This is a genomic window from Oceanibium sediminis, from assembly GCF_003265325.1.
GTDB classification, from domain to species: domain Bacteria; phylum Pseudomonadota; class Alphaproteobacteria; order Rhodobacterales; family Rhodobacteraceae; genus Halovulum; species Halovulum sediminis.
In genome coordinates this window covers 45,444-69,534 of record NZ_QGNX01000007.1, presented here as the reverse complement: position 1 = coordinate 69,534, position 24,091 = coordinate 45,444, and the positions used below count along the sequence as shown (strand labels likewise).

The 24,091-nt window shown below is 67.8% G+C and carries 19 protein-coding genes and 1 pseudogene; 17 read left to right on the top strand and 3 right to left on the bottom strand.

All coding sequences use genetic code 11. The annotated features are described in order from the left end of the window. Positions 1–40 precede the first annotated feature (40 nt). The 16 genes and pseudogenes from DJ029_RS16920 (at position 41) to DJ029_RS16850 (ending at position 19,206) form a co-directional block, all read left to right on the top strand. Positions 41–934: an MBL fold metallo-hydrolase gene (locus DJ029_RS16920; protein ID WP_112323685.1), complete on the top strand. Its 894-nt coding sequence runs from the start codon at positions 41–43 to the stop codon at positions 932–934. Between the two features lie 17 nt (positions 935–951). Next, positions 952–1,971 carry a TRAP transporter substrate-binding protein gene (locus tag DJ029_RS16915; protein ID WP_112323684.1) on the top strand — a complete coding sequence of 340 codons (1,020 nt, stop codon included), beginning with the start codon at positions 952–954 and terminating at the stop codon, positions 1,969–1,971. Between the two features lie 39 nt (positions 1,972–2,010). Continuing rightward, positions 2,011–2,556 (top strand): TRAP transporter small permease, encoded by a 546-nt coding sequence (locus DJ029_RS16910; RefSeq protein ID WP_157966412.1) that lies wholly within the window; start codon positions 2,011–2,013, stop codon positions 2,554–2,556. Continuing rightward, on the top strand, positions 2,546–3,844 hold the full coding sequence (locus DJ029_RS16905) for a TRAP transporter large permease (RefSeq protein ID WP_112323682.1): 1,299 nt from the start codon (positions 2,546–2,548) through the stop codon (positions 3,842–3,844). The genes DJ029_RS16910 and DJ029_RS16905 overlap by 11 nt, the downstream gene beginning before the upstream one ends. A gap of 10 nt (positions 3,845–3,854) precedes the next feature. Continuing rightward, positions 3,855–4,631: an SDR family NAD(P)-dependent oxidoreductase gene (locus DJ029_RS16900; RefSeq protein ID WP_112323681.1), complete on the top strand. Its 777-nt coding sequence runs from the start codon at positions 3,855–3,857 to the stop codon at positions 4,629–4,631. Between the two features lie 15 nt (positions 4,632–4,646). After that, positions 4,647–6,794, top strand: a complete 2,148-nt coding sequence (locus DJ029_RS16895) for a thiamine pyrophosphate-dependent enzyme (protein WP_112323680.1) — start codon at positions 4,647–4,649, stop codon at positions 6,792–6,794. Then, positions 6,791–8,335: an indolepyruvate oxidoreductase subunit beta family protein gene (locus DJ029_RS16890; protein ID WP_112323679.1), complete on the top strand. Its 1,545-nt coding sequence runs from the start codon at positions 6,791–6,793 to the stop codon at positions 8,333–8,335. The genes DJ029_RS16895 and DJ029_RS16890 overlap by 4 nt, the downstream gene beginning before the upstream one ends. Before the next feature lie 31 nt (positions 8,336–8,366). Continuing rightward, complete coding sequence (locus DJ029_RS16885; protein WP_157966411.1) at positions 8,367–9,515, top strand: NAD(P)/FAD-dependent oxidoreductase; 1,149 nt, start codon at positions 8,367–8,369, stop codon at positions 9,513–9,515. Next, positions 9,512–10,234, top strand: coding sequence for a dienelactone hydrolase family protein (locus DJ029_RS16880; RefSeq protein ID WP_112323677.1), 723 nt, complete (start codon positions 9,512–9,514; stop codon positions 10,232–10,234). The genes DJ029_RS16885 and DJ029_RS16880 overlap by 4 nt, the downstream gene beginning before the upstream one ends. 12 nt (positions 10,235–10,246) lie before the next feature. Beyond that, positions 10,247–12,034, top strand: coding sequence for an FAD-dependent monooxygenase (locus tag DJ029_RS16875; RefSeq protein WP_112323676.1), 1,788 nt, complete (start codon positions 10,247–10,249; stop codon positions 12,032–12,034). Positions 12,035–12,071: 37 nt separating this feature from the next. Continuing rightward, a complete protein-coding gene (locus DJ029_RS16870; protein WP_112323675.1) occupies positions 12,072–12,902 on the top strand; it encodes a universal stress protein in 831 nt (276 codons plus the stop codon). After that, complete coding sequence (locus DJ029_RS16865) at positions 12,902–14,728, top strand: SulP family inorganic anion transporter (RefSeq protein ID WP_112323674.1); 1,827 nt, start codon at positions 12,902–12,904, stop codon at positions 14,726–14,728. The genes DJ029_RS16870 and DJ029_RS16865 overlap by 1 nt, the downstream gene beginning before the upstream one ends. After that, positions 14,725–15,177, top strand: a pseudogene (locus DJ029_RS22560) (enoyl-CoA hydratase-related protein); the annotation flags it as partial. The gene DJ029_RS16865 and the pseudogene DJ029_RS22560, both read left to right, overlap by 4 nt. Positions 15,178–15,285: 108 nt before the next feature. Further along, positions 15,286–16,794, top strand: a complete 1,509-nt coding sequence (locus tag DJ029_RS16860) for a 3-hydroxyacyl-CoA dehydrogenase (RefSeq protein WP_370445253.1) — start codon at positions 15,286–15,288, stop codon at positions 16,792–16,794. 3 nt (positions 16,795–16,797) lie between these two features. Continuing rightward, positions 16,798–18,003 (top strand): 3-oxoadipyl-CoA thiolase, encoded by a 1,206-nt coding sequence (pcaF, locus tag DJ029_RS16855; protein ID WP_112323672.1) that lies wholly within the window; start codon positions 16,798–16,800, stop codon positions 18,001–18,003. Positions 18,004–18,018: 15 nt separating this feature from the next. Further along, positions 18,019–19,206: an acyl-CoA dehydrogenase gene (locus DJ029_RS16850; RefSeq protein ID WP_112323671.1), complete on the top strand. Its 1,188-nt coding sequence runs from the start codon at positions 18,019–18,021 to the stop codon at positions 19,204–19,206. 309 nt (positions 19,207–19,515) lie between these two features. On the opposite strand, the gene DJ029_RS16845 is transcribed toward DJ029_RS16850, so the two are convergent. The 3 genes from DJ029_RS16845 to DJ029_RS16835 are packed head-to-tail and all read right to left on the bottom strand — an operon-like array spanning position 19,516 to position 23,229. Further along, positions 19,516–20,406, bottom strand: coding sequence for a polysaccharide deacetylase family protein (locus tag DJ029_RS16845; RefSeq protein ID WP_112323670.1), 891 nt, complete (start codon positions 20,404–20,406; stop codon positions 19,516–19,518). After that, complete coding sequence (locus DJ029_RS16840; RefSeq protein WP_198671179.1) at positions 20,403–21,833, bottom strand: amidase; 1,431 nt, start codon at positions 21,831–21,833, stop codon at positions 20,403–20,405. The genes DJ029_RS16845 and DJ029_RS16840 overlap by 4 nt, the downstream gene beginning before the upstream one ends. Before the next feature lie 40 nt (positions 21,834–21,873). Next, the gene (locus DJ029_RS16835; RefSeq protein ID WP_112323755.1) at positions 21,874–23,229 is read right to left on the bottom strand and encodes an amidohydrolase family protein; all 1,356 of its coding nucleotides are present in this window, start codon (positions 23,227–23,229) and stop codon (positions 21,874–21,876) included. 162 nt (positions 23,230–23,391) lie between these two features. Between DJ029_RS16835 and DJ029_RS16830 the strand changes: the two genes are divergently transcribed. Beyond that, positions 23,392–24,090, top strand: a complete 699-nt coding sequence (locus DJ029_RS16830) for a GntR family transcriptional regulator (protein WP_112323669.1) — start codon at positions 23,392–23,394, stop codon at positions 24,088–24,090. Position 24,091 lies beyond the last annotated feature (1 nt).

Sequence of the window (24,091 nt, the reverse complement as noted above, 5' to 3'; positions counted from 1 at the left end):
CGGCGGCCCCCATTGGGCCGTCTACCAAGGGAGATACTTCATGCGTGTGACATTTCTGGGATCCTCCGCGGCGCTGGCCGATCCTGACAGGGCGCAATCGGCGGTTCTGATCACCCTCGACAGCGGCAGGAAATACCTGTTCGACTGCGGCGAAGGGGCGACCCGGCAGATGATGCGCGCCAACGTCAACCCGGCAGAGGTGGGGACCGTGTTCCTGACCCACCTGCACCTGGATCACATCATCGGGCTGCCGTATCACATCCTGATGGGGTGGATCTTCAGCCGCCCCGACGCGCCCGAGGTTTATGGCCCCAAGGGCACCGCGGATTTCGTCAAGCACAGCTTCGAAGGCGGTGCGTATGACGTGGATATCCGCGCCCGCGGCGCCTACCCGATGCGCCAGAAGAACATCGAGGCGGTGCGGCCCAAGGTTTCCGAAAAGGGTGCGGGCGTCTGGTACGACGACGGTGAGTTGAAGGTCACCGCCTTCCCCGTCAATCACATCCCCGAGGAAATCTGCGAATGCTATGGCTTCAGGATCGAGGCGGAGGGCAAGGTCGTCGCCATCACGTCGGACACCGCGCCCTGCCCGAATATCGCGGTGCTGGGCAAGGACGCGGATCTGCTGATCCATGAATGCACCTTCCCGCAAAGCTTCATCGACTACCGCGCCAGCACCGGCGTGGGCACGTTCAACCACACGACCCCGACACAGGTGGGCGAGGTGGCGGCCGAGTGCGGCGCGAAAGCCCTGGTTGCCACCCATTTCGGCCATTTCGACACCGTCAGCCCGGCCATGAAGCAGGCCGCCGGGGCGCATATGCCGGTGGACCTGTGCGGGCCGCACCTGCTGGACGAAGTCGCCGACGACATTCGCAAGACCTATTCCGGACCGCTTTATCTCGCGCATGACCTGATGCGCATCGACCTGTAAACCAAGGGAGGCTACCAATGAAAAAACAAACACTGGCACTCACCACCGCAATGGCCCTGACGATGTCAGGCGCGATGGCGCAGGACATCACGCTCAGGATCTCGCACTGGATTCCGGCGACGCACCCGATCGCGTCCGAAGGCCTGGTGTCCTGGACCAACGCCATCACCGAGCAGTCGGGCGGCGCGATCCAGTTCCAGATCTTCCCTTCCGCCCAGCTTGGCAAGGCCGAGGATCACTACGACATGGCCCGTGACGGCGTGGTGGACATCGCCTGGCTGAACCCCGGCTTCAATCCGGGCCGCTTTTCGATCTTCGCCGGCATCCAGGTGCCCCTGACCGTTGCCGACGGGATGACCGGAATCGGCGCGCTGAACGACTGGTACGGCCCGCTGTCCGAGCAGGAAATGGGCGACGTGCACTTCTGCCTGGCGCATATGCTGGCGCCGATCACCTTCCACACCACCGACAAGCCGGTGGCGACACCTTCGGACCTGTCGGGGATGAAGATCCGCCCGTCCTCGGCGATGGAAGCGTCCTTCATCCGCCAAGCCGGCGGCAGCGCCGTGCCCGGCGCGAACCCCGAAGCGCGCGAAATGCTGAGCCGTGGCCTGATTGACGGCACCACCGGCACGGTGGATGCGCAGTTCCAGTTCGGCGTCATGGACGCGGTGACCTATCACACCGATGTACCGTTTTCCGCCGTGTCCTTCGCGCTGGTCATGAACAAGGACCGCTACGAGGGGCTGCCCGACGACGCCCGCGCCGCGATCGACAACAACTGCGGCAAGGAGGGCGCGCTGGCGCACTTCGCCTCGCCCCAGGAGTACGAGCTGGCGGCGATGGAGCGCCTGCGCGCCCTTGAGGATCACGAGGTGGTCGAGGTCGGCCCCGAGGCGCTGGCCGAATGGATCGCCGGGGCCGAGCCTGTCCGCGAGGCCTGGCGCCAGGAACTGTCCGACAAGGGCATCGACCCCGCCCCGATCGAGGCGTCCCTGCGCGAGACCCTGTCCGCTGCCGGCGCCCTTCTGGAGTGACGGCGAACTGAGCGCATAGTGGCGGGGGAGGACGAAGCCATGCAGAAACTGATCAGGTTGATGGAGCAGGCCGGCGCACTCGCGCTGATGGCCATCGTGCTCCTGATGGCCACGACCACGATAACCCGCTACCTGTTCAACTGGCCACTGCCGGATGTCGACGCGGTATCGCGGATGTTGCTGGCAGTGGTCGCGTTCTGGGGGCTGGCGTCCGCTTGCCTCTACCGCGAGCATATCAAGCTGGACCTGCTGACCTCCGTTCTGCCCCGCCGCATCCGCGCCGCCGTTCTTTGGATCAGCGACGTGATCCTGATGGGCGCGCTGGGCCTGATGGCCTGGATGACCGCACACCGCATCCTCGACCTCAGGGACAGCGGCGAAAAGACCTATGACCTCGGGATCGTGCTCTGGCCGTTCTACCTGATGGCCTACGTCGGACTGGTCGCCGCGGCGGCGGTCTGCATCACCAACGTGCTCGGCCTGACGGGCAAGAGCGCGCCGCGCAGCGAAGCGGATGACGCGATCGAGCGCGCGCGCTCCGAAGATACCACTAACAAGCAGGAGTCCGACGACAATGGGCTATGAAGCCGCCATCACGGGATTTCTTGCCGTTTTCGCGCTGATCGCGATCCGCGTGCCGGTAGGCGTCGCGCTGGGCATCGTCGGGGTCGGGGGCTACGCGGTGCTGGTCGGGCTGAAGCCCGCGCTCAGCCTGCTGACGCTGACGCCGCTGCGCACGGCCTCGGACATCAATTTCGCGGTGGTGCCGCTGTTCATCGTCATGGGCATCCTGGCGCGGAACTCCGGTATCTCGGCCGAACTGTTCGCGGCCTTCCGTACCTGGTTCTCCTCGGTCCGGGGCGGGCTGGGGCTGGCGACCATCGGGTCCTGCGCGGGGTTTTCCGCGGTCTGCGGCTCATCCGTCGCGACGGCCGCGACCATGGCCAAGATCGCCATTCCCGAGATGATCAAGTCGGGCTACCAGCCGCGCCTTGCGGCGGGGGCCGTGGCGGCGGGTGGCACGCTGGGCATTCTGATTCCGCCCTCGGTGCCGCTGATGATCTACGGCATCATCTCGGAAACCGATATCGGTATGCTGTTCATGGCCGGTTTCCTGCCCGGCATCCTGGCCACCGCGCTTTACATGCTGGTGATCCGCCTGATCGCCTGGCGCCACCCCGAGGCTGTTCCGATGGGCTCACCCAGCAGCTGGGCCGAGCGGATCGCCTCGCTCAGCGGGCTGTGGTCGGCGATGATCATCTTCACGGTGGTGATCGGGGGCATCTATGGCGGGCTGTTCACCGTGGTCGAGGCGGCCGGCGTGGGCGCGGCGGCGACGTTGTTCACCGCCGTGCTGCAACGCCGGCTGAACTTCCGCGGCGTGATGGACAGTTTCGCCGAGGCGGTGCGCACCACCGGCGCGCTGTTCACCATGCTGATCGGCGCGATGCTGTTTTCCACCTTCCTGACCATCACCCAGGCACCGCAATCGCTGGTCGGCTGGCTGGGCGGGCTGGACATGCCGCCCTATGCCATCCTGCTGATGCTGATGCTGATGTACTTCGTGCTCGGCTGGTTCCTGGACGCCATCGCGATGATCCTGATCACGGTGCCGGTGGTGTTCCCGGTGATCGTGGGCCTTGGCTTCGACCCGATCTGGTTCGGCGTGCTGCTGGTGATCGCCTGTGAGATGGGGATGCTGACGCCGCCCTACGGGATCAACGTCTTCGTCATCAACGCGGTGATCCCGTCGATCTCCATCCCGCAGATCTTTCGCGGGGTGCTGCCTTTCATCGCCATCGACATCCTGCGCCTTGCGCTGATCATCCTGTTTCCCTGGATCGCACTGGTCGTGCCCCAGATGATGCGCTGAGGAGGCCAGAATGACCAATCCCATCCATGCGGACGACATCAAGGGCCGGGTGGCCGTGATCACCGGCTCCGGCCAGGGGATCGGCCGCCACTTCGCCGAAGTGCTGGCCGCGGAAGGCGCCGCCGTCGTCATCGCCGAGCGCAACGCCGCGAAGGCCGAGGAAACGGCCCGCGCGCTGCGCAACGAAGGCGCGCGCGCAATCGCCGTGGCGACCGACATTGCCGAGCAGGCCTCGGTCGAGGCGATGCGCGATGCGGTGCTGGCCGAGTTCGGGCGCATCGATATCCTTGTGAACAACGCCGCGCGCATGGCCGACCTGGAGCGCAGGCCGTTCTGGGAAGTACCGGTGGACGAGTTCGACAACGTCCTCGACATCAACATCGGCGGCACGTTCCGCGTGTCCCGCGCGGTGGTGCCGGGGATGATCGACCAGGGTTGGGGGCGGATCGTGAACCTGTCCTCCTCCACTATCCTGATGGGGCACCCGCTGTACCTGCACTACGTCGCCAGCAAGTCGGCGATCGACGGCATGACCCGCGCCATGGCCCGCGAGCTGAGCGATACCGGCGTCACCGTGAACGCGCTGCTGCCCGGGCAGATCGTCACCGGGGATGGCAACATCGGGCAAACCGACGACGCCGTGGCGCGGGTGCGCGCGCGGCAATTCGTGAAACGCTCCGGCCAGGTGGGGGACGTGTCCGGCCTGCTGGTCTGGCTGGCGTCTTCTGCATCCGACTTCGTCACCGGCCAGTCGCTGGTGGTCGATGGCGGCTTCGCGCTGGGCTGACAGGGAGGAAAAGCAATGGCGGAACGCTCTTTCAAGGCCGAGGTGGAACACCTGCGCAAGGGGACCGGTGATACGTTCACCGGCGAAGGCATCCTCGCGATCACCAAGGCACTGCTGGAAAACGGCGTCGGCTATGTCGGCGGCTACCAGGGCGCGCCGATCAGCCACTTGATGGATGTGCTGGCCGACGCCGAGGAACTGCTGGGCGAACTCGGCGTGCGCTTCGAGGCGAACGCGAACGAGGCTGCCGCCGCCGCCATGCTGGCCGCCAGCGTGCATTACCCGATCCGGGGCGCGGTGACCTTCAAGGGCTCGGTCGGGGTGAACGTCGCATCGGACGCGCTGGCGAACCTGTCCAGTTCGGGCGTCACGGGCGGCGCGCTGGTCATCGTGGGCGAGGATTACGGCGAAGGCTCCTCCATCATGCAGGAGCGCACCCACGCCTTCGCGATGAAATCGCAGTTCTGGCTGTTGGATCCACGGCCCAACCTGCCCTCCATCGTCAAGGCGGTCGGCGACGGATTCGAGTTGTCCGAGGCGTCCAACACCCCGGTCATGATGATGGTGCGCATCCGGGGCTGCCATGTCACCGGCTCGTTCGAGACGCGCGACAACCGCCGCCCGGAACTGACGGTGCGCGACGCCCTGTCCAACCCGGTCAGCGACTTCAACCGGGTCGTGCTGCCGCCCATGTCCTTCCGCCACGAACAGGACAAGGTGGAAAAACGCTGGCCCGCCGCCGAGAAATTCATCGTCGAGCGTGGCTTGAACGAGCAGTTCGGCCCCCGCGAAGCCCCGGTCGGCATCGTTTGCCAGGGCGGCATGTACAACGGCGTGATCCGCGCCTTGCAACGCCTTGGCCTGGCCAACCTGCACGGCGACAGCCAGGTGCCGGTCTACGTGCTGAACGTCACCTATCCGCTGGTGGCGTCCGAATGCCTGGACTTCTGCGCCGGCAAGGACGCCGTCCTGGTGGTGGAGGAAGGCCAGCCGGAGTTCATCGAACAGCAACTCGGTTCCTACCTCTACCGGGCCGGGGCGCAGGTCGCCCTGCATGGCAAGGACATGCTGCCGATGGCCGGGGACTACACCGGGCAGATCATGCTCGACGGCGTTACCGCCTTCCTGCGCAAATCCGCGCCGGACATGCTTGAGGGGCGTCACCTAGCCCCCAACCGGGTGGAGCCGGAAATCCCCGACCTGACCAGCACCGTGCCGATCCGCCCGCCGGGGTTCTGCACCGGCTGCCCGGAACGTCCGATTTTCGCCGCGATGAAGATGGTGCAGGAACAGACTGGCAAGCTGCAGATCACCGCCGATATCGGCTGCCACCTGTTCGCCGCCATGCCGCCGTTCGAAATCGGTGGCTCGACCATGGGCTACGGGCTTGGTCCCGCCTCCAACGCCGCCTTCGACGGCGGGGGCGAGCGGCGCGCGATCTCGGTCCTCGGGGACGGGGGATTCTGGCACAACGGCTTGTCCTCCTCCATCGGGAACATGGTGTTCAACAAGTCCGACAGCGTCGCGCTGATCGTGGACAACTACTACTCGGCGGCCACCGGCGGGCAGGACATTCCGTCCTCGCGCGCGGAAAACGCGACGAAGTCCACCCAGAACCCGATCACCGACGCGCTGAAAGGGGCAGGGGTGAAATGGGTCCGCCAGATCGATCACACCTATGACGTGGGCAAGATGCGCGACACCCTGCACGAGGCGCTGACCACGGATGAGCCGGGGCCGAAAGTGATCGTCGCCTCCTCGGAGTGCATGCTGAACCGTCAGCGCCGCGAGAAGCCCCAGCGCGCCAAGGCCATCAAGGCGGGCCGCCGGGTGGAGGTGCCGCGCTTCGGCGTGGACGAGGAGGTCTGCACCGGCGATCACGCCTGTATCCGCCTGTCGGGCTGCCCGTCCCTGTCGCTGAAGCGGCTGGACGATCCGCTGCGCGACGATCCCGTCGCCGCGATCGACCAGACCTGTGTCGGCTGCGGCAACTGCGGCGAGGTGGCCGACGCCGCCGTCCTGTGCCCCAGCTTCTACCGCGCCGAGGTGGTGCACAATCCCGGCCGCTGGGAAAAGCGCCGCGCCGCTTGGGCGAAGGCCATCATTGGCTGGCTGATGACCCGGCGCGACGCCCGCCGGCTGCAATTCGGAGACACCGCATGACCATCGCCCAGAACTTTCCCGCAACCCCCGGCGCAGACGTGGATGGTGTGCTGAAGGTGGCGATCCTGGCGGTCGGCGGCCAGGGCGGCGGCGTGCTGACCAGCTGGATCGAGGCGGTCGCGCGCAGCCAGGGCTACGTGGCGCAGGCGACCTCGGTCGCCGGTGTGGCGCAGCGCACCGGGGCCACGATCTACTATATCGAGATGTGCCCCGTCACCGACCGCCCCCCGGTCCTGTCGCTGGCCCCCGCGCCGGGCGACGTGGACGTGATGGTCGCCGCCGAGATGATGGAGGCCGGGCGCGCCATCATGCGCGGCTTCGTCACCCCTGACCGCACGGTCCTGATCGCCTCGACACACCGCGCGCTGGCGGTCAGCGAAAAGACCATTCCAGGCGACGGTATCGCCAATTCCGAAGAAGTACGCGCCGCTGCCGAGCTGGCCGCGCGCCAGGTGATCATGGCCGATTTCGAGGATGTGGCCGTCCGCTCAGGCTCGGTCATCTCGGCCAGCCTGTTCGGCGCGCTCGCCGGCTCTGGCGCGCTGCCGTTCCCTCGGGACGCCTACGAAGACGCCATCCGCGCCGCGGGCAAGGGGGTGGATGCATCGCTGCGCGCCTTCGCCGCCGCCTATGACGTTGCCCAGGGCGGTGCGCTGCCGACAGCCCCGAAAGACAGCGCCAAGCCGCGCGACGAGGCCACGACGGGCCCCGCGAAGCAGCTGGCGGCGTGGAGCGCGCTCGAAGGTCGCGTTGCCGCCTTGCCGCCCGAGGTGGCCGAACTTGCCGACCCGGGGCTGCGCAAGGTCGTGGATTTCATGGATACGGACTACGGGGCCGAGTACCTCGACCGGGTCGAGCGGCTGGTGGCGCGTGACGACGGCGCGCAGGACTGGCGGCTGGGGCGCGCGGCGGCCAAGCACATCGCCAACGCCATGACCTATGACGACATCATCCGCGTCGCCGACGCGAAGACGCGGGCGCACCGTTTCCAGCGCATCCATGACGAAATGGGCATGGGTGAGGACAAGCTGTTGCAACTGACGGAATACTTCCACCCCCGCGCCGAAGAGGTGGTCAGCCTGTTCCCCGCGCGCCTTGGCGGGCGTCTGCGCGCCAGTGAAAAATGGATGCGACGGCTGGACCGCTGGTTCGGGCGCGGGCGGCGGCTGCGCTCCAACGGGCTACGCTCGTTCCTGATGCTCTACTGGCTGGGCGGGCTGCGCCGGTATCGCCGCCGCACCTTGCGCCACGCGGACGAGGTGGCGCACCTGGCGCGCTGGCTGGACACGGTCGAGGGCTGGCTGGCCAGTGACTACGACATGGCGGTGGAGGCGCTGAACGCCCGCCGCCTGATCAAGGGCTATTCCGACACCCACGCGCGCGGCCTGTCGAAGTTCGACCGGGTGCTCGCGGCGATGGAGCTGGTGCGCGGCCGCCCCGACGCGGCCGACTGGGCCAGCCGCCTGCGCAACGCCGCACTGACCGATGAGCACGGCAAGGAACTCGACGGCGCGATCGAAACCATCCGGAGCTTCGCCTGACCATGGCGGTGCGCGCGGACATCTTTCTGTCATGAGCACGGGCGTCGATATCGACGTTGTCGTCGCCGGAGGCGGTGCCGTGGGCCTTGCCATCGCGGCAGCCCTTGCCGCGTCGGGCCGCGAGGTGATGGTGATCGAGGCGGGTGAACGCTGCGGGGACGAAACCAGCGGGCGCAACAACCAGGTGGTGCACGCGGGCTTCCTTTATCCGCCCGCCAGCCTGAAGGCGCGGCTGTGCCGCGATGGCCACCGGCGGCTGATGGACTTCGCGCGCCAGCGCGGCATTCCCCACCGCAGCGCGCCCAAGCTGATGCCTGCCGCCGACCCCGCCGGGCGTGCAATGCTGGAGCAATTCCTAGAACAGGGCCGCGCCGTTGGCGTAACCGGGTTAGAGATCCTGGACAAATGCGCCCTGGCTGCACTGGAGCCGCAGATGCGCGCCGAGGCGGCGCTGCTGTCGCCCGGCACCGGCATCATCGACGCCGCCGCCCTTGTCGCCGCGCTGGAAGGTGAGGTGCAGTCCGCCGGGGGCCTATTGGTGCTGCGCAGCCGGATCACGGGCGGGGCGCCCGTCGACAGGGGTACCACCCTCAGCATCGCGGACGAGGAGGGCGCGGAAAGCGCACTGACCTGCGCGTTGTTCATCAATTCCGCCGGGCTTGGCGCGGCGGGTATCGCGGCCGCCATGTCCGGCTTCCCCAATACGGCGCGCCCCGCCATCCACCTGGCGCGGGGCCAGTTCCTGTCTCATCGCGGCGCGGTGCCGTTCTCGCACCTGGTGGTGCCGGTGGAACCGGCGCTCTCGGCCGGCGGCTCGCTGACCCATGACACCGGCGGGCAGGCGCGCTTCGGCCCAGACCTGTCGTTCCTGCCGGGGCGGGACTACGCCCCCGACGCCGCCGTCTCGGACCGCGCGGTCGACGCGATCCGCAGCTGGTGGGCCGACCTCGACCCGGGCCGGCTGGACGTGGATTACGTCGGCATCCGCCCCCGCGTGACCGGGCCGGGGCTGCCGCCGGGCGACTGGCTGATCGCCGGTCCCGAACGCCACGGCCTGCCGGGCCAGTATCACCTTTTCGGCATCGACACTCCGGGCCTGACCGCCTGCCTGTCCCTTGCCGAGCACATCGTCGCACTCTCCGGGAAATCCGGAAACCCAGAAGGAAAGGTTCTGCCATGACCGAGATCACGATCACCGCGAAGGATGGCGGCAAGTTCACGGCCTACCTGGCTCGCCCGGCCAGCACGCCCGCGCCCGCGCTGGTGCTGGTCCAGTATATCTGCGGCGTGAACCAGGTGATGCGCCGGATCGCAGACCAGTTCGCGGCCTTGGGCTACCTCGTGGCGGTGCCCGACCTCTACTGGCGCCAGGATCCCGGGGTCCAGCTGATCCAGAACCCCGCCAGCCCCACGAAGGAGGAAATGCAGCGCGCGCTTGAACTGAACGACGGCCTTGACGACGACCTGGCCGTATCCGACCTGACCGCCACCGCCGAGACGCTGCGCGGCCACGCCGATTGCAACGGCACGCTCGGCGCGCTTGGCTATTGCCTCGGCGGGCGGCTCGTCGTGCCGATGGCCGCCCGCACCCCGCTGGACTGTGCCGTCAGCTACTACGGTGTGAACCTCGACACCTACCTCGATGAGGCCGAGACGATCACCGCGCCGCTGCTGATGCATGTGGCGGGCGAGGACGCGATGGTTCCCGCGCCGCTGCGCGAGGCGATCCAGCAGCGGATCGGCGGCCTGCCCAATGCCTCCGTCACCATTCATCCCGGCGTCAACCACGCTTTCGCCCTGCCCAGCGGGCCGAACTACAACGCCGAGGCGGCGATCCGCGCGAACAGCGAAAGCCACGCTTTCCTGGCGCGTCACCTGTCGCCTGTGGCGCAAGGCTGAGAGGGGCGAGCCATGGTGGAAAAACACACGGAGGTCCTGATCATCGGCGGCGGCGTCGTTGGCATGTCGGCCTCGATGATCCTGCGGCACATGGGCGTGGACTCGCTGCTCTACACTTACTACCCCGGCACCTCGCCGCATCCGAAGTCGCATATCCTCAACCAGCGCTCGATGGAGATCTTCGACGAGTTTGGCCTCGCCGAGAAGATCTATGCCGTGTCCACCCCCGCGCCCAGCATGCGCGCGGCGGGCTGGTACGCGGGCCTGAAGGGTGAGCACCCCTGCGCCGGGCGCGAAATCGGCCGTGTCGAGGCTTGGGGCGCGGGCTGCGAGGACCCGGACTACGACCTGGCCAGCCCCTGCCGCCCCGGCAACTACCCGCAGATGTACCTTGAACCGATCATTAGCGACCACGCCCGCGAAATGTCGCCCGAGGGGCTGCATTTCTACCACGAATACCTCGACCACACCCAGGACGAGGACGGCGTGACCGCCCGCATCCGGGACCGCGAAACCGACCGCGTGTTCGAGGTGCGCGCGAAATACATGATCGCCGCGGACGGTGGCAAGACGGTCGGCGCGCAGCTCGGCATCGAGCGCAAGGGCCAGGACCCGGTGGCGCGGATGGTCTCCATCCATTTCGCCGCCGACCTGTCGCAGATCGCCCATGGCGAGGATGTTCTGACGCGCTTCTTCATCAACCCCGATGTCGGCGGCAGCTGGACCAGCGGCGTGATGATCCCCGAAGGACCCACACGCTGGGGCAGGGATTCCGAGGAATGGGTCCTGCACATGCGCAACCCCGACCAGAGCGATGCGCCCCTGGACACCGACGCGGTGCTGGCGCGGATGCAGCAGCTTCTGGGGCTTGGCCCGGATGAGGTCGACGTGATCCATGTCAGCGAGTGGGCGATCCTGGGCCTGCTGGCGGATTCCTATTCCAGGGGGCGCGTCTTCCTTGCAGGGGACTCGTGCAAGGTGCATCCGCCCACCGGCGGGCTCGGCATGAACTCGGGCGTGCAGGACGTCTACAACCTGTGCTGGAAGCTGAAGCTGTCGCTTTCGGGCCAGGCGGGCGGCGAGTTGCTCGCGACCTATGAACAGGAACGCCGCCCGGTGGCGGAGGCGAACGTCAAGGCGGCGCTGGCCAACGCGGCGAACCATTTCAAGATCGACGCGGCGCTGGGCCTGTCCGACGAGAACTCGCGCGAGCAGAACTGGGCGAACATGGCCAGGCTCTGGGATGCGGACCCCGCCCATGACGGGCTGCGCGAACAGGTCTACAAGGCGGTGCAGGTGCAGCGGCTGGGCTTTCGCCACCACAACATCGAATACGGCTATACCTATCGTGACGGGGCGCTGATCCCCGACGGGATGCCGCCACATGAGCCGCTGCACGATATCCTGGTCTACGAACCCTCCACCCGGCCGGGGCACCCGCTACCCCATGCCTGGATCTCGCGCAATGGCGCGCGGCTCTCGTTGCCGGCACTGGTGTCGGGCGGGCACTTTCTGGTGATCGCGGGCGAGGAGGGGCGCGACTGGGCCACCGCGGCGAAGGCGCTGGCGGAAAGCACCGGCCTGCCGATCCGCGCCTTCACCCTGGGCTTGCTGGAGGGCGACTACCTGGACCTGCGCGGGGTATGGACCCGGCTGCGGCGCACCGGGCGGCACGGCGTCGTTGTGGTGCGCCCGGACCGCTACGTCGCCTTCCACTGCGACACGCGGCCAACCGATCCCCGCGCCCGCCTGGACGAAGTGTTCGCACGGATCACGGGAAAGCCCGGCGCTCGCGCCTGATCGTGCCGGAAATCGCAACGAACTAGGGGAGGGCGCGATGCGCTACAGAAACATTCTTTGTACCTATGCCGGGGATTCCCCCCGGCCGGTCGGCCTGACCCATGCGGCGCGGATCGCCGCCGAGAATGATGGCTGGCTCACCGCCGTGCTGCGCCATGGGACGCCGCGGCTCGAAACCTGCTACGCGACGCGGCTGCCCGCCTCGGTCATCTCGGCGTTGCACGAGGCGGACGACCAGCTGATCGCCCAGGCGCGGGAGCGGTTCCAGAAGGTCGTCGCGGAAAGTGGCCTGAGCGATCGCGCCACCTTTGTGGAGCTGGACGCGGAACAGGGCGAGTCCCTGTCGGATTTCGTGCGCACCTTCGATCTGATCGTCTGCACCTTGGGCGCGGAACGCCCGAACGAGGCGCACCTGGCGGCGCGCCCCGACACCATCGCGCTGAACAGCGGTCGCCCGGTGCTGGTGGTGCCGAACGAAAGCGACGGCGCGGCGCGCCCCGATCACGTGCTGATCGCCTGGGACGGCAAGCGTGCCGCGGCCCGCGCGGTGGGGGATGTGCTGCCCATGCTGGACGCCGGATCCCGCGTTAGCCTGCTGACCGTGGGGCGCAAGGAACAGGGCCGGAACGACCCGCTGGCCGGCGTCCTCCAATGGCTCACCCGGCACGGCATCGCGGTGGAAACGATCCACGAAGAGGGGGACCGCCGCTCCGTGCCGGAGATCATCCTGGAAACCGCCGTCGCGCGTGGCGCGGGGCTGGTCGCCATGGGCGCGTTCGAGCATTCGCGACTGTCCCAGGAAATCTGGGGCGGCGTGACCTCGGGGATGCTTCAGTCGGCCTCTCGCCCGATCCTGATGTCCCATTGATGTCCGGGGCGGCACCACACCTGGCGCGTCTGCGCCCGGTCTGGCTGAGACAGGTCAGCCGGCGGGGACTCCGCCGCGACATCCTGGCCGGGCTGACCGGGGCGACCGTAGTTCTGCCCCAGGGCATCGCCTTCGCCGCGATTGCCGGTCTGCCGCCCGCCTACGGCTTCTATACCGCCATGGTGCCCGCCGTGGTGGCGGCGTTCGCGGGGTCGTCCTTTCACGCGGTCACCGGGCCGACCACCGCGATCTCGCTGATGGTCTTCGGGGCGTTGTCGGCGCATTACGTGCCCGAAAGCGGCGTCTATATCGCCGCCGCCATCGCGCTGGCGCTGATGGTGGGGGTACTGCAACTGTCCTTCGCGCTGGCCCGGATGGGCGGGCTGATCGACTTCGTGTCCCATTCGGTGATGGTGGGCTTCATCGCCGCCGCGGCGATCATCATCACGGTCAGCCAGCTGCCCGCCGCGCTGGGGCTTCAGCTTGACCGCTCTGCCGAATTTTCCGGCTCGCTGATCCGGCTGGCCGACAACCTGGGCAGCATCGACCCGCGCGCGCTGGCGCTGGCGGCGGCGACCTTCGGGATCGCCACCCTGGTCCGGCGGCTGCGGCCGGAATGGCCGAACTACCTGATTGCGCTGGGGCTGGTCACCACCGCCTTCGTCGCGCTCGGCTGGCACGGTCAGGGCATCCGCACCGTGGGCCAGGTGCCCAGCGTGATCCCCGCCGCCGCAGCCCCGCCGCTGGAGTTGGAGACGCTTCAAACCCTTGGCCCCGCAGCCCTTGCCATCGCCATCGTCGGCCTGCTTGAGGCGGCCTCGGTCGGGCGGGCGCTGGCGCTGCGCTCCGGCCAAGCCTTCGACAGCAACCGCGAGTTCGTCGGCCAGGGGCTGGCGAATGTCGCGGGCAGCCTGTTCCAGTGCTACCCGTCCTCCGCCTCGTTCACGCGCTCGGGGCTGAACTACGACGCGGGCGCCTGCACGCCGCTGTCCGCCATTGCCGCGACCGGCTTCCTGATCGCGATCCTGTTCGCCGTCGCACCGCTGTTCGCCTATGTGCCGGTGCCCGCGATCGCCGGGCTGATCATCCTTGTCGCGATCCGGCTGATCTCGGTCCGCGAGATCGGCCAGATCGTTCGCGGCTCACGCTCGGAAACGGTGATCGTCGCGGTGACGCTGGTGTCGGCGCTTCTGATCAATCTCGAATTCTCCATCCTGATGGGGGTGCTTCTGTCCCTGGCGCTGTTCATCAACAAGACGGCGCACCCCTGGGTCAGCATCGGTGCGCCGGACCCGTCCTCGCCCACGCGGATCTTCCGCAACGCCAGGGATTTCGGCCTGAGCGAATGCCCGCAACTGGTGGTGCTGCGGGTCAACGGGCCGCTCTACTTCGGGGCGGTCGAGTTCGTGCGGCGCGCGTTCCGCCGCATCGCCGCCGAGCGCCCGGGCCAGAAACACATGCTGTTCATCGTCAAGGGCGTGGGAGAGATCGACCTGCCCGCCGCCGAGATGATCGTGGAGGAGGCCGAGCGCCGCATGGCAACCGGCGGCTCGCTGCACTTGCAGACCCGCACGCCGCGCCAGCTGGAAAAGGTCGCCCGCCTGCACGTCATGCGCAACCTCGGACGCAGCCAGATGCACCTCAGCAAGGGCGATGCCATCCGAGAGATCGTGCCCGCCCTGTCCGACAGTATCTGCGCCACCTGCACGGCGCGGGTGTTCACCGAATGCGCCGGGCGGCTGGGCGGTGGTGGACAGAACGACACCAGCCGCATGCCGGAAGCGCAAGACGCCCCGCGCGGCACTGAAACGGAGCAAGACACATGAGCCCAGTCAGCAGCCGGATGCAGCAAAGCACCTGCATCGTCACCATCGACAACCCGCCGGTCAACGTGATCTCCGCCGCCGTGCGGCAGGGGCTGAGCGACGCGCTCGACGCGGCCGAGGCGGTGGGCGCGACCCGCATCGTGCTGATCGGCGCGGGCAAGACCTTTTGCGCGGGGGCCGATGCGAAGGAATTCGACCTGCCCCCCGTGCCGCCGCATCTGCCCGACGTGCTGGCCCGGCTGGAACGCCTGCCCACCATCGCCGCAATCAACGGCGTGGCGCTGGGCGGCGGGCTTGAACTGGCGCTGGCCTGCCGGGGGCGGATTGCAGCTCCCGGCGCGGCCCTCGGCCTGCCAGAGGTCACGCTGGGCGTGGTGCCTGGCGCGGGCGGCACCCAGCGTTTGCCCCGGTTGACCGGGGTTGCCGAGGCGGCAGCGCTGATTTCCGAAGGACGGCGGTTCAAGGCGGCGGAGGGCGCGGCCCTTGGCGTGATCGACGAGGTTGCCGAGGATCCGCTTGCCGCCGCCATCGCCCTGCCAGACAGCGTCTTCGCCGCGATGCGCCCGGCCTGCGCGCGCCCCGATCCCGCGCCCGATCCGGATGCCATCGCCGCTGCCCGCGCGAAGGCGGCGAAACGCGCGCGCGGCCAGACCGCGCCGCTGGCCGCGCTGGATCTGGTGGCCGAGAGCGCCACGCTGCCGCTGAATAACGGGCTGGCACGGGAACGGGCGATGTTTCTTGAGTTGCGCAAGCAACCGCAGGCGCGCGCCCTGCGCCACCTGTTCTTTGCCGAACGCGCCGCACAGGCCCGTGCGAAACGCTTCGCCGCGCCGCCGCGCGAGCTGCGCTCCGCCGTGGTCGTGGGCGGGGGCACGATGGGGGCGGGCATCGCCTATGCGCTGGACGGGATCGGGATCGCCGTGACGCTGGTGGAAACCGGAGAGGAGGCCGCCGCGCGGGCGCGCCAGAACATCGCCGGGCTGTTCGACGCCGCCGTGGCGCGTGGCAAGGCCAGCGCCAAACAGGCGGCGGCGGGCAAGGCGCGTATCACCGTCGTTACCGGCTACGGCGACCTGCCGCCCGCCGATATCGCCATCGAGGCGGTGTTCGAGGATCTGTCCGTCAAGCGCGAGGTCTTCTGCGCGCTGGCCGATGCGCTGCCGGACACCGCGATCCTCGCCACGAATACCTCCTACCTGGACGTGAACCGCATCTTCGAGGGGATCGCCGCGCCGGAGCGCTGCCTGGGCCTGCATTTCTTCAGCCCCGCGCACCTGATGAAACTGCTCGAGGTGATCCGCGCCGACACCTCCTCGGAAGCGACGCTGGCCAGCGCCTTTGGCCTGGCCGCGCGGCTGCGCAAGGTGGCGGTCGAGGCCGGCGTCTGCGACGGGTTCATCGGCAACCGCATCCTGACCCGCTATCGCCAGGTCTGCGATGTCATGCTGATCGAGGGGGCGCTGCCCTGGCAGGTGGACGCGGCGCTGACCGGCTTCGGCATGGCGATGGGGCCCTACGCTGTGCAGGACCTGTCGGGCCTCGACATCGCCTACGCCAACCGCCAGCGCAAGAACCTGCGCGAAACCCCGGATATCCGCTATATCCCCATCGCCGACCGCATGGTGGAGGAGCTGAAGCGCCTCGGCCGCAAGACCGGCGCGGGCTGGTACGACTACGGCGACGGCGCCCCGGAACCGGGTGCGGGCGTGGCCGACCTCGTGGCGGCCTGCTCCCATGAGGCGGGCATCCCCCGCCGCGCCTTCACCGACGAGGATATCCGCGAGCGCGCCATCACCGCGATGATCGACGAGGGGCTGCGCGTCCTCGATGAGGGCATCGCGCGCCGCCCGGCGGACATCGATCTTGTGCTGGTCCACGGCTACGGCTTCCCGCGCTGGCGCGGCGGGCCGATGCATGTCGCCGATGCGATCGGGCTGCCCGCGCTCCAGGATCGGATCGAAAGCTACGCCGCCGCCGATCCGCTGTCCTGGTCGGTGCCGCCCCTGCTGACACGACTGATCGCCGATGGCCGCAGCCTTGCCGATCTTGACCAAGAGGAAACGTGACCGATGACCGATGCCTATATCTGCGACTACATCCGAACCCCCATCGGGCGCTACGGCGGCGCGCTGGCGCGGGTGCGTGCCGACGACCTGGCGGCGCATCCGCTGGCGGCCCTTCTGGCGCGTAACCCGGGCCTCGACCCCGCCGCGATCGAGGAGGTCTGGCTCGGCTGCGCCAACCAGGCGGGCGAGGATAACCGCAACGTCGCGCGCATGGCCACGCTGCTGGCGGGTCTGCCGGACACCGTGCCGGGCGTCACCGTGAACCGGCTCTGCGGCTCGGGGCTAGAGGCGGTGGCCGCCGCGTCCCGCGCGATCCGCGCGGGGGACATGGCGCTGGCGCTGGCGGGCGGCGTGGAAAGCATGACCCGCGCGCCTTTCGTGATGCCGAAATCCGCCACCCCCTGGGGCCGCGCGAACGAGGTGCATGACACCACCATCGGCTGGCGCTTCGTCAATCCGAAGTTCGCGGCGGGATTCGGCACCGATTCCATGCCCGAAACCGGTGAGAACGTGGCCGACGCCTACGGAATCTCGCGCGCCGACCAGGATGCTTTCGCGCTGCGCTCGCAAACCCTGGCGGCGGACGCGCTGGCCTCCGGGCGGCTGGCCGCGGAAACCGCCCCGGTGACCGTGGATCTCGGCCGGGGCAAGACGGCCGAGGTGGCGCAGGACGAACACCCCCGCGCGGGCACCACGGCCGAGGATCTTGCCCGGCTGAAACCCATCGTGCGCGCGGATGGCACCGTGACGGCGGGCAACGCAAGCGGCGTCAACGACGGTGCGGCGGCCCTTGTCGTCGCCTCTGCCGACGCGGCCCGTGCGCAGGGTCTGACACCCATTGCGCGGATCGTCGGCGCCTCCTCGGCCGGGGTCGCGCCCCGGGTCATGGGCTATGGCCCGGTGCCCGCGGTAAAGCGGCTGTGCGCGCAGACGGGGATTCCCCTCGACGCCATCGACGTGATCGAGCTGAACGAGGCTTTCGCCGCCCAGGGCCTTGCGGTTCTGCGCGGTCTTGGCCTGGCGGACGACGACCCCCGCGTGAACCGCAACGGCGGCGCGATCGCCCTCGGCCACCCGCTGGGGATGACCGGTGCGCGGATCACCGGCAGCGCGGCCCTTGAATTGCAGAAAACCGGCGGGCGCTACGCGCTGGCCACGATGTGTGTCGGCGTGGGGCAGGGTGTCGCCATCCTGCTCGAACGCGCCTGAACAAGAGGAAAGACAATGAAAGATACCAACAGCTTCACCTGGGACGACCCCTTCCTGCTGGAGGACCAGCTGACCGAGGAAGAGCGGATGATCCGCGACAGCGCCCATGCCTATGCGCAGGACAAGCTGCAACCCCGCGTCGAGCACGCCTTCCTGGAGGAGCAGACAGACCCGGATATCTTCCGCGAGATGGGCGAGCTGGGCCTTCTGGGCGTGACGGTTCCAGAGGAATACGGCGGCATCGGCGCCGGCTACGTCAGCTATGGCCTTGTCGCGCGCGAGGTGGAGCGCGTGGACTCCGGCTACCGCTCGATGATGTCGGTGCAGTCCAGCCTGGTGATGTACCCGATCCACGCCTACGGCAGCGAAGAGCAGCGCCAGAAGTACCTGCCCAAGCTGGCCTCGGGCGAGTGGATCGGCTGTTTCGGCCTGACCGAGCCTGACGCGGGCAGCGACCCCGGCGGCATGAAGACCCGCGCTGAAAAGATCGACGGCGGTTACCGCCTGACCGGCACCAAGATGTGGATTTCCAACAGCCCCATCGCCGATGTTTTCGTGGTTTGGGCCAAGTCCGACGCGCACGAGGGCAAGATCCGCGGCTTCGTTCTGGACAAGGGGGCGAAGGGCCTGTCCGCGCCCAAGATCGGCAAGAAGGTCTCTCTGCGGGCCTCGATCACCGGCGAAATCGTCATGGACGGGGTCGAGGTGGGCGAAGACGCGCTGCTGCCCAACGCCGAGGGGCTGTCCGGCCCGTTCGGCTGCCTGAACCGCGCCCGCTACGGCATCGCCTGGGGCGTGATGGGCGCGGCCGAGGCGTGCTGGCACCGCTCGCGCCAGTACGGGTTGGACCGCAAGCAGTTCGGCAAGCCACTGGCGCAAACGCAGCTGTTCCAGAAGAAACTGGCCGACATGCTGACGGAAATCTCCCTCGGCCTGCAGGGCTGCCTGCGCGTCGGCCGCCTGTTCGAGGATGGCCGCATGGCGCCCGAGATGATCTCGGTCATCAAGCGCAACAACTGCGGCAAGGCGCTGGATATCGCGCGGATGGCGCGGGACATGCACGGCGGCAACGGCATCTCGGCCGAGTTCGAGGTGATCCGCCACATGGTGAACCTGGAAACGGTGAACACCTATGAAGGCACCCATGACGTCCACGCGCTGATCATCGGGCGCGCGCAGACCGGGTTGCAGGCGTTCTTCTGACGCCGCGTCCGGGCGCTGTCAGGGGAAAGCGGATTGGCGAAGACCGGGGCGGATCGGTGGGGGCTGAAGATGACCAGACCCTACCGGCCGCGCCTGTTCCAAGACGACTTGCGGCCGCCTTTCCAGGCGCGCCTTAGGTTGGCCTGTCGCTCAGCGATCCGCAAGATTCTCACTGCTGGCGCGGCACCGGTTGGGTCGTGCGATACCGGCGATGTCCGTTGGACGCGCATGGGGGCATAGTAGGCTGCTGGACGACCCGTCATCCGCCTGCTCGGAGAGTGAGAATGCGCGGAGGGCGAAGTAGCGCGCCTATGGCGCCACGTTGTCCAACCAGTGCCGGGCAATTTCGTCCCGTCGGGCGATCCAGACGCCTTCCCGGCCTCGCATATGTTGCAGGATCCGCTCCAGCGCCCACATCCGCGCGGGACGCGCGATCATCCGCAGGTGCAGCCCGACGGACATCATCTTCGGCCGCGCGGCCCCTTCGCGCCACAACCATTCGAACGCGTCGATGACGTATCCGGCGAAATCATCGGCCCGCACGAAACGGTCTGTGTGCTGGAAATGCATGTCGTTGGTATCGAACGCGTAGGGCAAGAGCAGGTGCGGCTTGCCGTCGACCTGGACCCGCTGCGGAAGGTCGTCACCGTAGAAATCGCTGTCGTAGAGGAAACCGCCCTCTTCGACCAGCAATCGCCGTGTCATCGGGCTTGAGGCCGAGCGCGTGTGCCATCCGACCGGGCGCTGCCCGGTCGCAGCCTCGATCGCCTGTATGGTCCGAGCAATGTTCCGGCGCTCATCTTCCTCGCACATGTGGGCGTGGCTTTCCCAGCGCCAGCCATGTGCCGAGGCCTCGTGACCGCGTTGCACCGCATCTTGGGCGATCTGCGGAGTACGCTCCACTGCCAAGCCGCAGGCGCTGAGCGTAAGGGGGGCCTCGAACCGATCGAAGACCTCGGCGAGCCGCCACCATCCCGCACGCGTTCCGTAGTCGAAATGGCTTTGAATGCAAGGATCGGGGATGCCATCCAACCGGTCAATCACTTCGTAGACCGCCTCGTTCGTGGCGTCGCCCTCGGCAACGGAATATTCCGCGCCTTCCTCGAAATTGACGACGAAGGACACCGCCACCCGGGCGTCACCGGGCCATCGCACATCCGGCGGTGTCGCCCCGTATCCGAGCAGGTCGCGCGGCGTCATGGCAACCCCTCCACCTGCCGGACGCGGGTAAAGTCCACCGTGCAGGCCCCCTCCACATGCGCGGCCAGCGCCAGCACCCGGTCGTCGGAGAACAATGGCCCGGCAATCTGCAGACCGACCGGAAGCCCCCCGCCATCCAGCCCGCAAGGCACCGAGCAGGCGGGCACGTGGCAATGATTGAAGATCGGCGTGAAAACCGCATGGGCACGGGGGGACGCGTCATGCCCCTCGATACGCGCAGGCCCCATTTGGCCCAGGGGCCAGGCGGTGGCCGGGGTCGTGGGTGAAAGCAGGAAGTCCCGGTCACGGAACAGCCGGGTCAGGGCATTATACAGCGCCTTGCGCATTTCCAGCGCTGCGGCGACCTCGGCCCCTGAAAGGGCCAGGCCGGCCTCGATCTGGCGGCCGATATCGGGATCGACCTGCCAGTCGCGAGCGCGGTATCGCGCGCCGTAAATCGCCGCGAGACTGGCGAACTGCAGCGGCATCAGCGCCTCTTCCGAGGCACCGTCGGGCCAAGGCGGATCGACCGCGACAACATCGTGCCCGGCGTCGCGCAGCGCTTCGATCGCCTGCTCGCAGGCCTGCATCACATCGGGATCAACCGCGAAACCCAGCCCGAGGCGGGGGCTCCAGGCGATCCGGGAAGGCGGTAGCGGTTCGGTTATCGGCCGCAGCGGCGCGCGGCAGGAGGGAGATTGCGGGTCGGCCGGATCGTGATGCGCCAGCAGGGCCAGCGCCTCCCAGGCATCCGCGACCGAGCGGGTCATCGTGCCGATCACCGAGTTGCCATAGATTGGCTCGTCGAACCCGCCAGCGTGCGGGATCATCCCGGAACTGGGCTTCATCCCCACGACTCCGACATGTGAGGCGGGCCTGCGGACCGAACCGCCGGCATCGGTGCCAAGTGCAAGGCAGCCCAGCCCCGCGGCTGTGGCGGATGCCGCGCCACCTGAGGATCCGCCGGGGGTACGCGTCAGGTCCCAGGGGTTGCGGGTCTCGCCATGCAGCAAGTTGGCGGTCACGCCCTTGCAGGCGAATTCCGAACAGTTGGTCGAGCCAAGGATCAGTGCGCCCGCATTCCGCAGGCGCGCCACGGCGATTGCGTCCTCGGGCGCCTCGAAATCCTCGAACAGCCGTGAGCCTGTGGCGACCTGGCGGCCAGCGATCCAGATGTTGTCCTTGACGGTCACCGGGATCCCAAGCCACGGACTGTCGTCGCCGGCTTCGCGGCGTTCGTCCAGTGTGCGCGCCTGTCGCCGTACCTCCTCCGGGTCGAAGCGCACGATCGCGTTTAGCCCGGGGTTGAGGCGTTCGATCCGCTCGATAGCGGCTTCGGCGATATCGACGCACGATAGCCGTCCTCCGGCCATGGCGGCGCGCAGATCGGTCAGGGTCATTTCCATGATGGGGAGATCGTCGGACATTTGGGCTCCAATTCGGTTCGGTCTCGGCGGCCGGGACGGGTCAGCTTTCCCAGTAGCAGCGCCCGACATCGCCCCAAACCTGGCGCGATACGGCTTCCGCCTCGCGGCAGATTTCCTCGGCGTCGACCTTGGTGGGGCGGCCGTCCTCGATCAGGATATCCCCGACCACCATGACCAGGCGCACGTCGCGGCCATGCGCGGTATGCACCAGGTTTCCCAGTGGGCTGATCTGCGGCACCTGGTGGGGGTGGCGGATGTCCAGCATCACGAGATCCGCCTGCTTGCCCACTTCGAGGCTGCCGATCTGGTCGTCCTGGCCGAGCGCACGGGCGCCGTTGATCGTCGCCATGTCGAAGACGTGGGATGGTTGCCAGTCGTCGGACACGCCGCCCTGCTGTACCCGGCCCGTCACCAGCGCCCAGCGCATCAGCTCGATCATGTCGCCATGCTGGGTATCGGTGGCAATCGCCATGTTGAGACCCGCATCACGGAACTTCGGTGTCGGCGCGAAACGGCCCGACGCAGCGTTTGCCTTGGGAATATGCACGACATGCGCACCGGCCCGCGCCATCCGCGCGATATCGTCGTCGGTGACGTAGATGCAGTGCCCGCCAAGGAACCTGTCATTCAGAAGGCCGGCATCCTCGAACACCTGGGTGGAGCTTTTGCCTGTGCGTTCCTGCACCCGGTCGACCTCGGCCGTGCTTTGGCCGAGGTGGGTGTTGATCCGCAGGCCGCGTTGGTGGGCCACGTCGGCGATCTCGCGCAGAAAGGGCTCAGAACAGGTGTCGGCCGCATGGGCGGCGAGGTTGACCTCGATCCGTGGATGGTCCTTCCATCGGTCGTGCAGGTCGATCGCGGCGGTCAGGGTCTGCTCCCCGATCTTGTGATCAAAATGCCATTCGCCGCCGGCGACACGGCCGAAATCCACGTCGTGAATCCGCCAGCTCGGCGCCAGGCGCAGGCCCATCTCCTCCATCACCTCGACGCCGATGTCGGCATGGACGAAGTTGTCGCCGATAAGGGTGGAACCGAACAGCATTGCATCCAGCGCGCCCAGCCGGGCAAGCGCGCGCGCCTGGTCCGGGGTCAGATCTGTGCCCTTGGGGATGCCGGGCGTGTAGGAGGGGGCGAACCCCTCGTCCGAGGCGATGCCACGTACCATGGTCAGGATCGCGTGCAAGTGCAGGTTGACGAACCCCGGCGTGACCAGGTGGCCGCGCGCATCGATTCGGCGCGTGACCTGCGCTGCTTCGGGTTCGCGCTGATCCAGCCAGGCGATACGCCCGTCGCGGACACCGACACATCCATCGCGCAACAGCGGGCGGGTCGGATCGGCCGTCAGGATCGTCGCGCCGGTCAGAAGGGTGTCGAAGGTTTGCGGCGTCTCGGTCATGGAATGCTCCTCAATAGACGGCATGGAATGAACCATCTCGGCTCATCATTCGATTTTTAAATGGTTAACAATTTAGATAAATTAAAGTCAACCGTATTGTTGAAGGTGGCGTACAATCCGATGGGGTGTTAACAGTGAAAGACCGACAAGCCGGAGAATGGGATGCCCAAACGCGAAGCTTCAGACGTTGACGCCGCCTATCAGGAAATCAGCAGCGCCTTGCTGGAGGGCAGGTTGCGGCCCGGAATGCCCCTGCGTGAGCGCCAGCTGGCCGAGATCTTCGGCTTGACCCGCGGCGCGGTGCGCAAGGTGCTTCTTCGCCTTGGAACCGAGGGCAAGGTGAAAGTCATTCCCAACCGTGGCGCATTCGTGCCTCAGCCGACCCGCAAGGACGTCCAGACCGTCTACGATGCGCGCCGCGCGGTCGAGGCTGGCCTTGTCGGGTTGCTGGCCACGCGTATCACGCCCGAGCAGATCGCGACGTTGCGCCGGAATATCCATCAGCACAGCCGCACGGAGGAGAACACGCGCGAAACCACGGTGCGGCTGTCCGGCGGCTTTCATAACGAGCTTGTGCACATGATCGGTTCCCCCGTGCTGGAAGAGATCGTGGCAAATCTCGTGTCCCGCACACAGGTGCTGGTTGCCCTGTTCGAACCGGAGCGCGAGTCCGGCTGCGCGCCCACCGAGCATGAGGAAATCGTCGCGGCGTTGGAGGCCGGTGATTCGGCGCGCGCCTTCAAGGTTATGATCTGGCATCTGAATCAGGTCGAGGGCCGGATTCTCGCGCATCTCGACCAGCAGGAAGCCACCGACCTGGAACAGGTCTTGCGCAGTGCTTTCGGAAAGGGAAAGGGCTGAC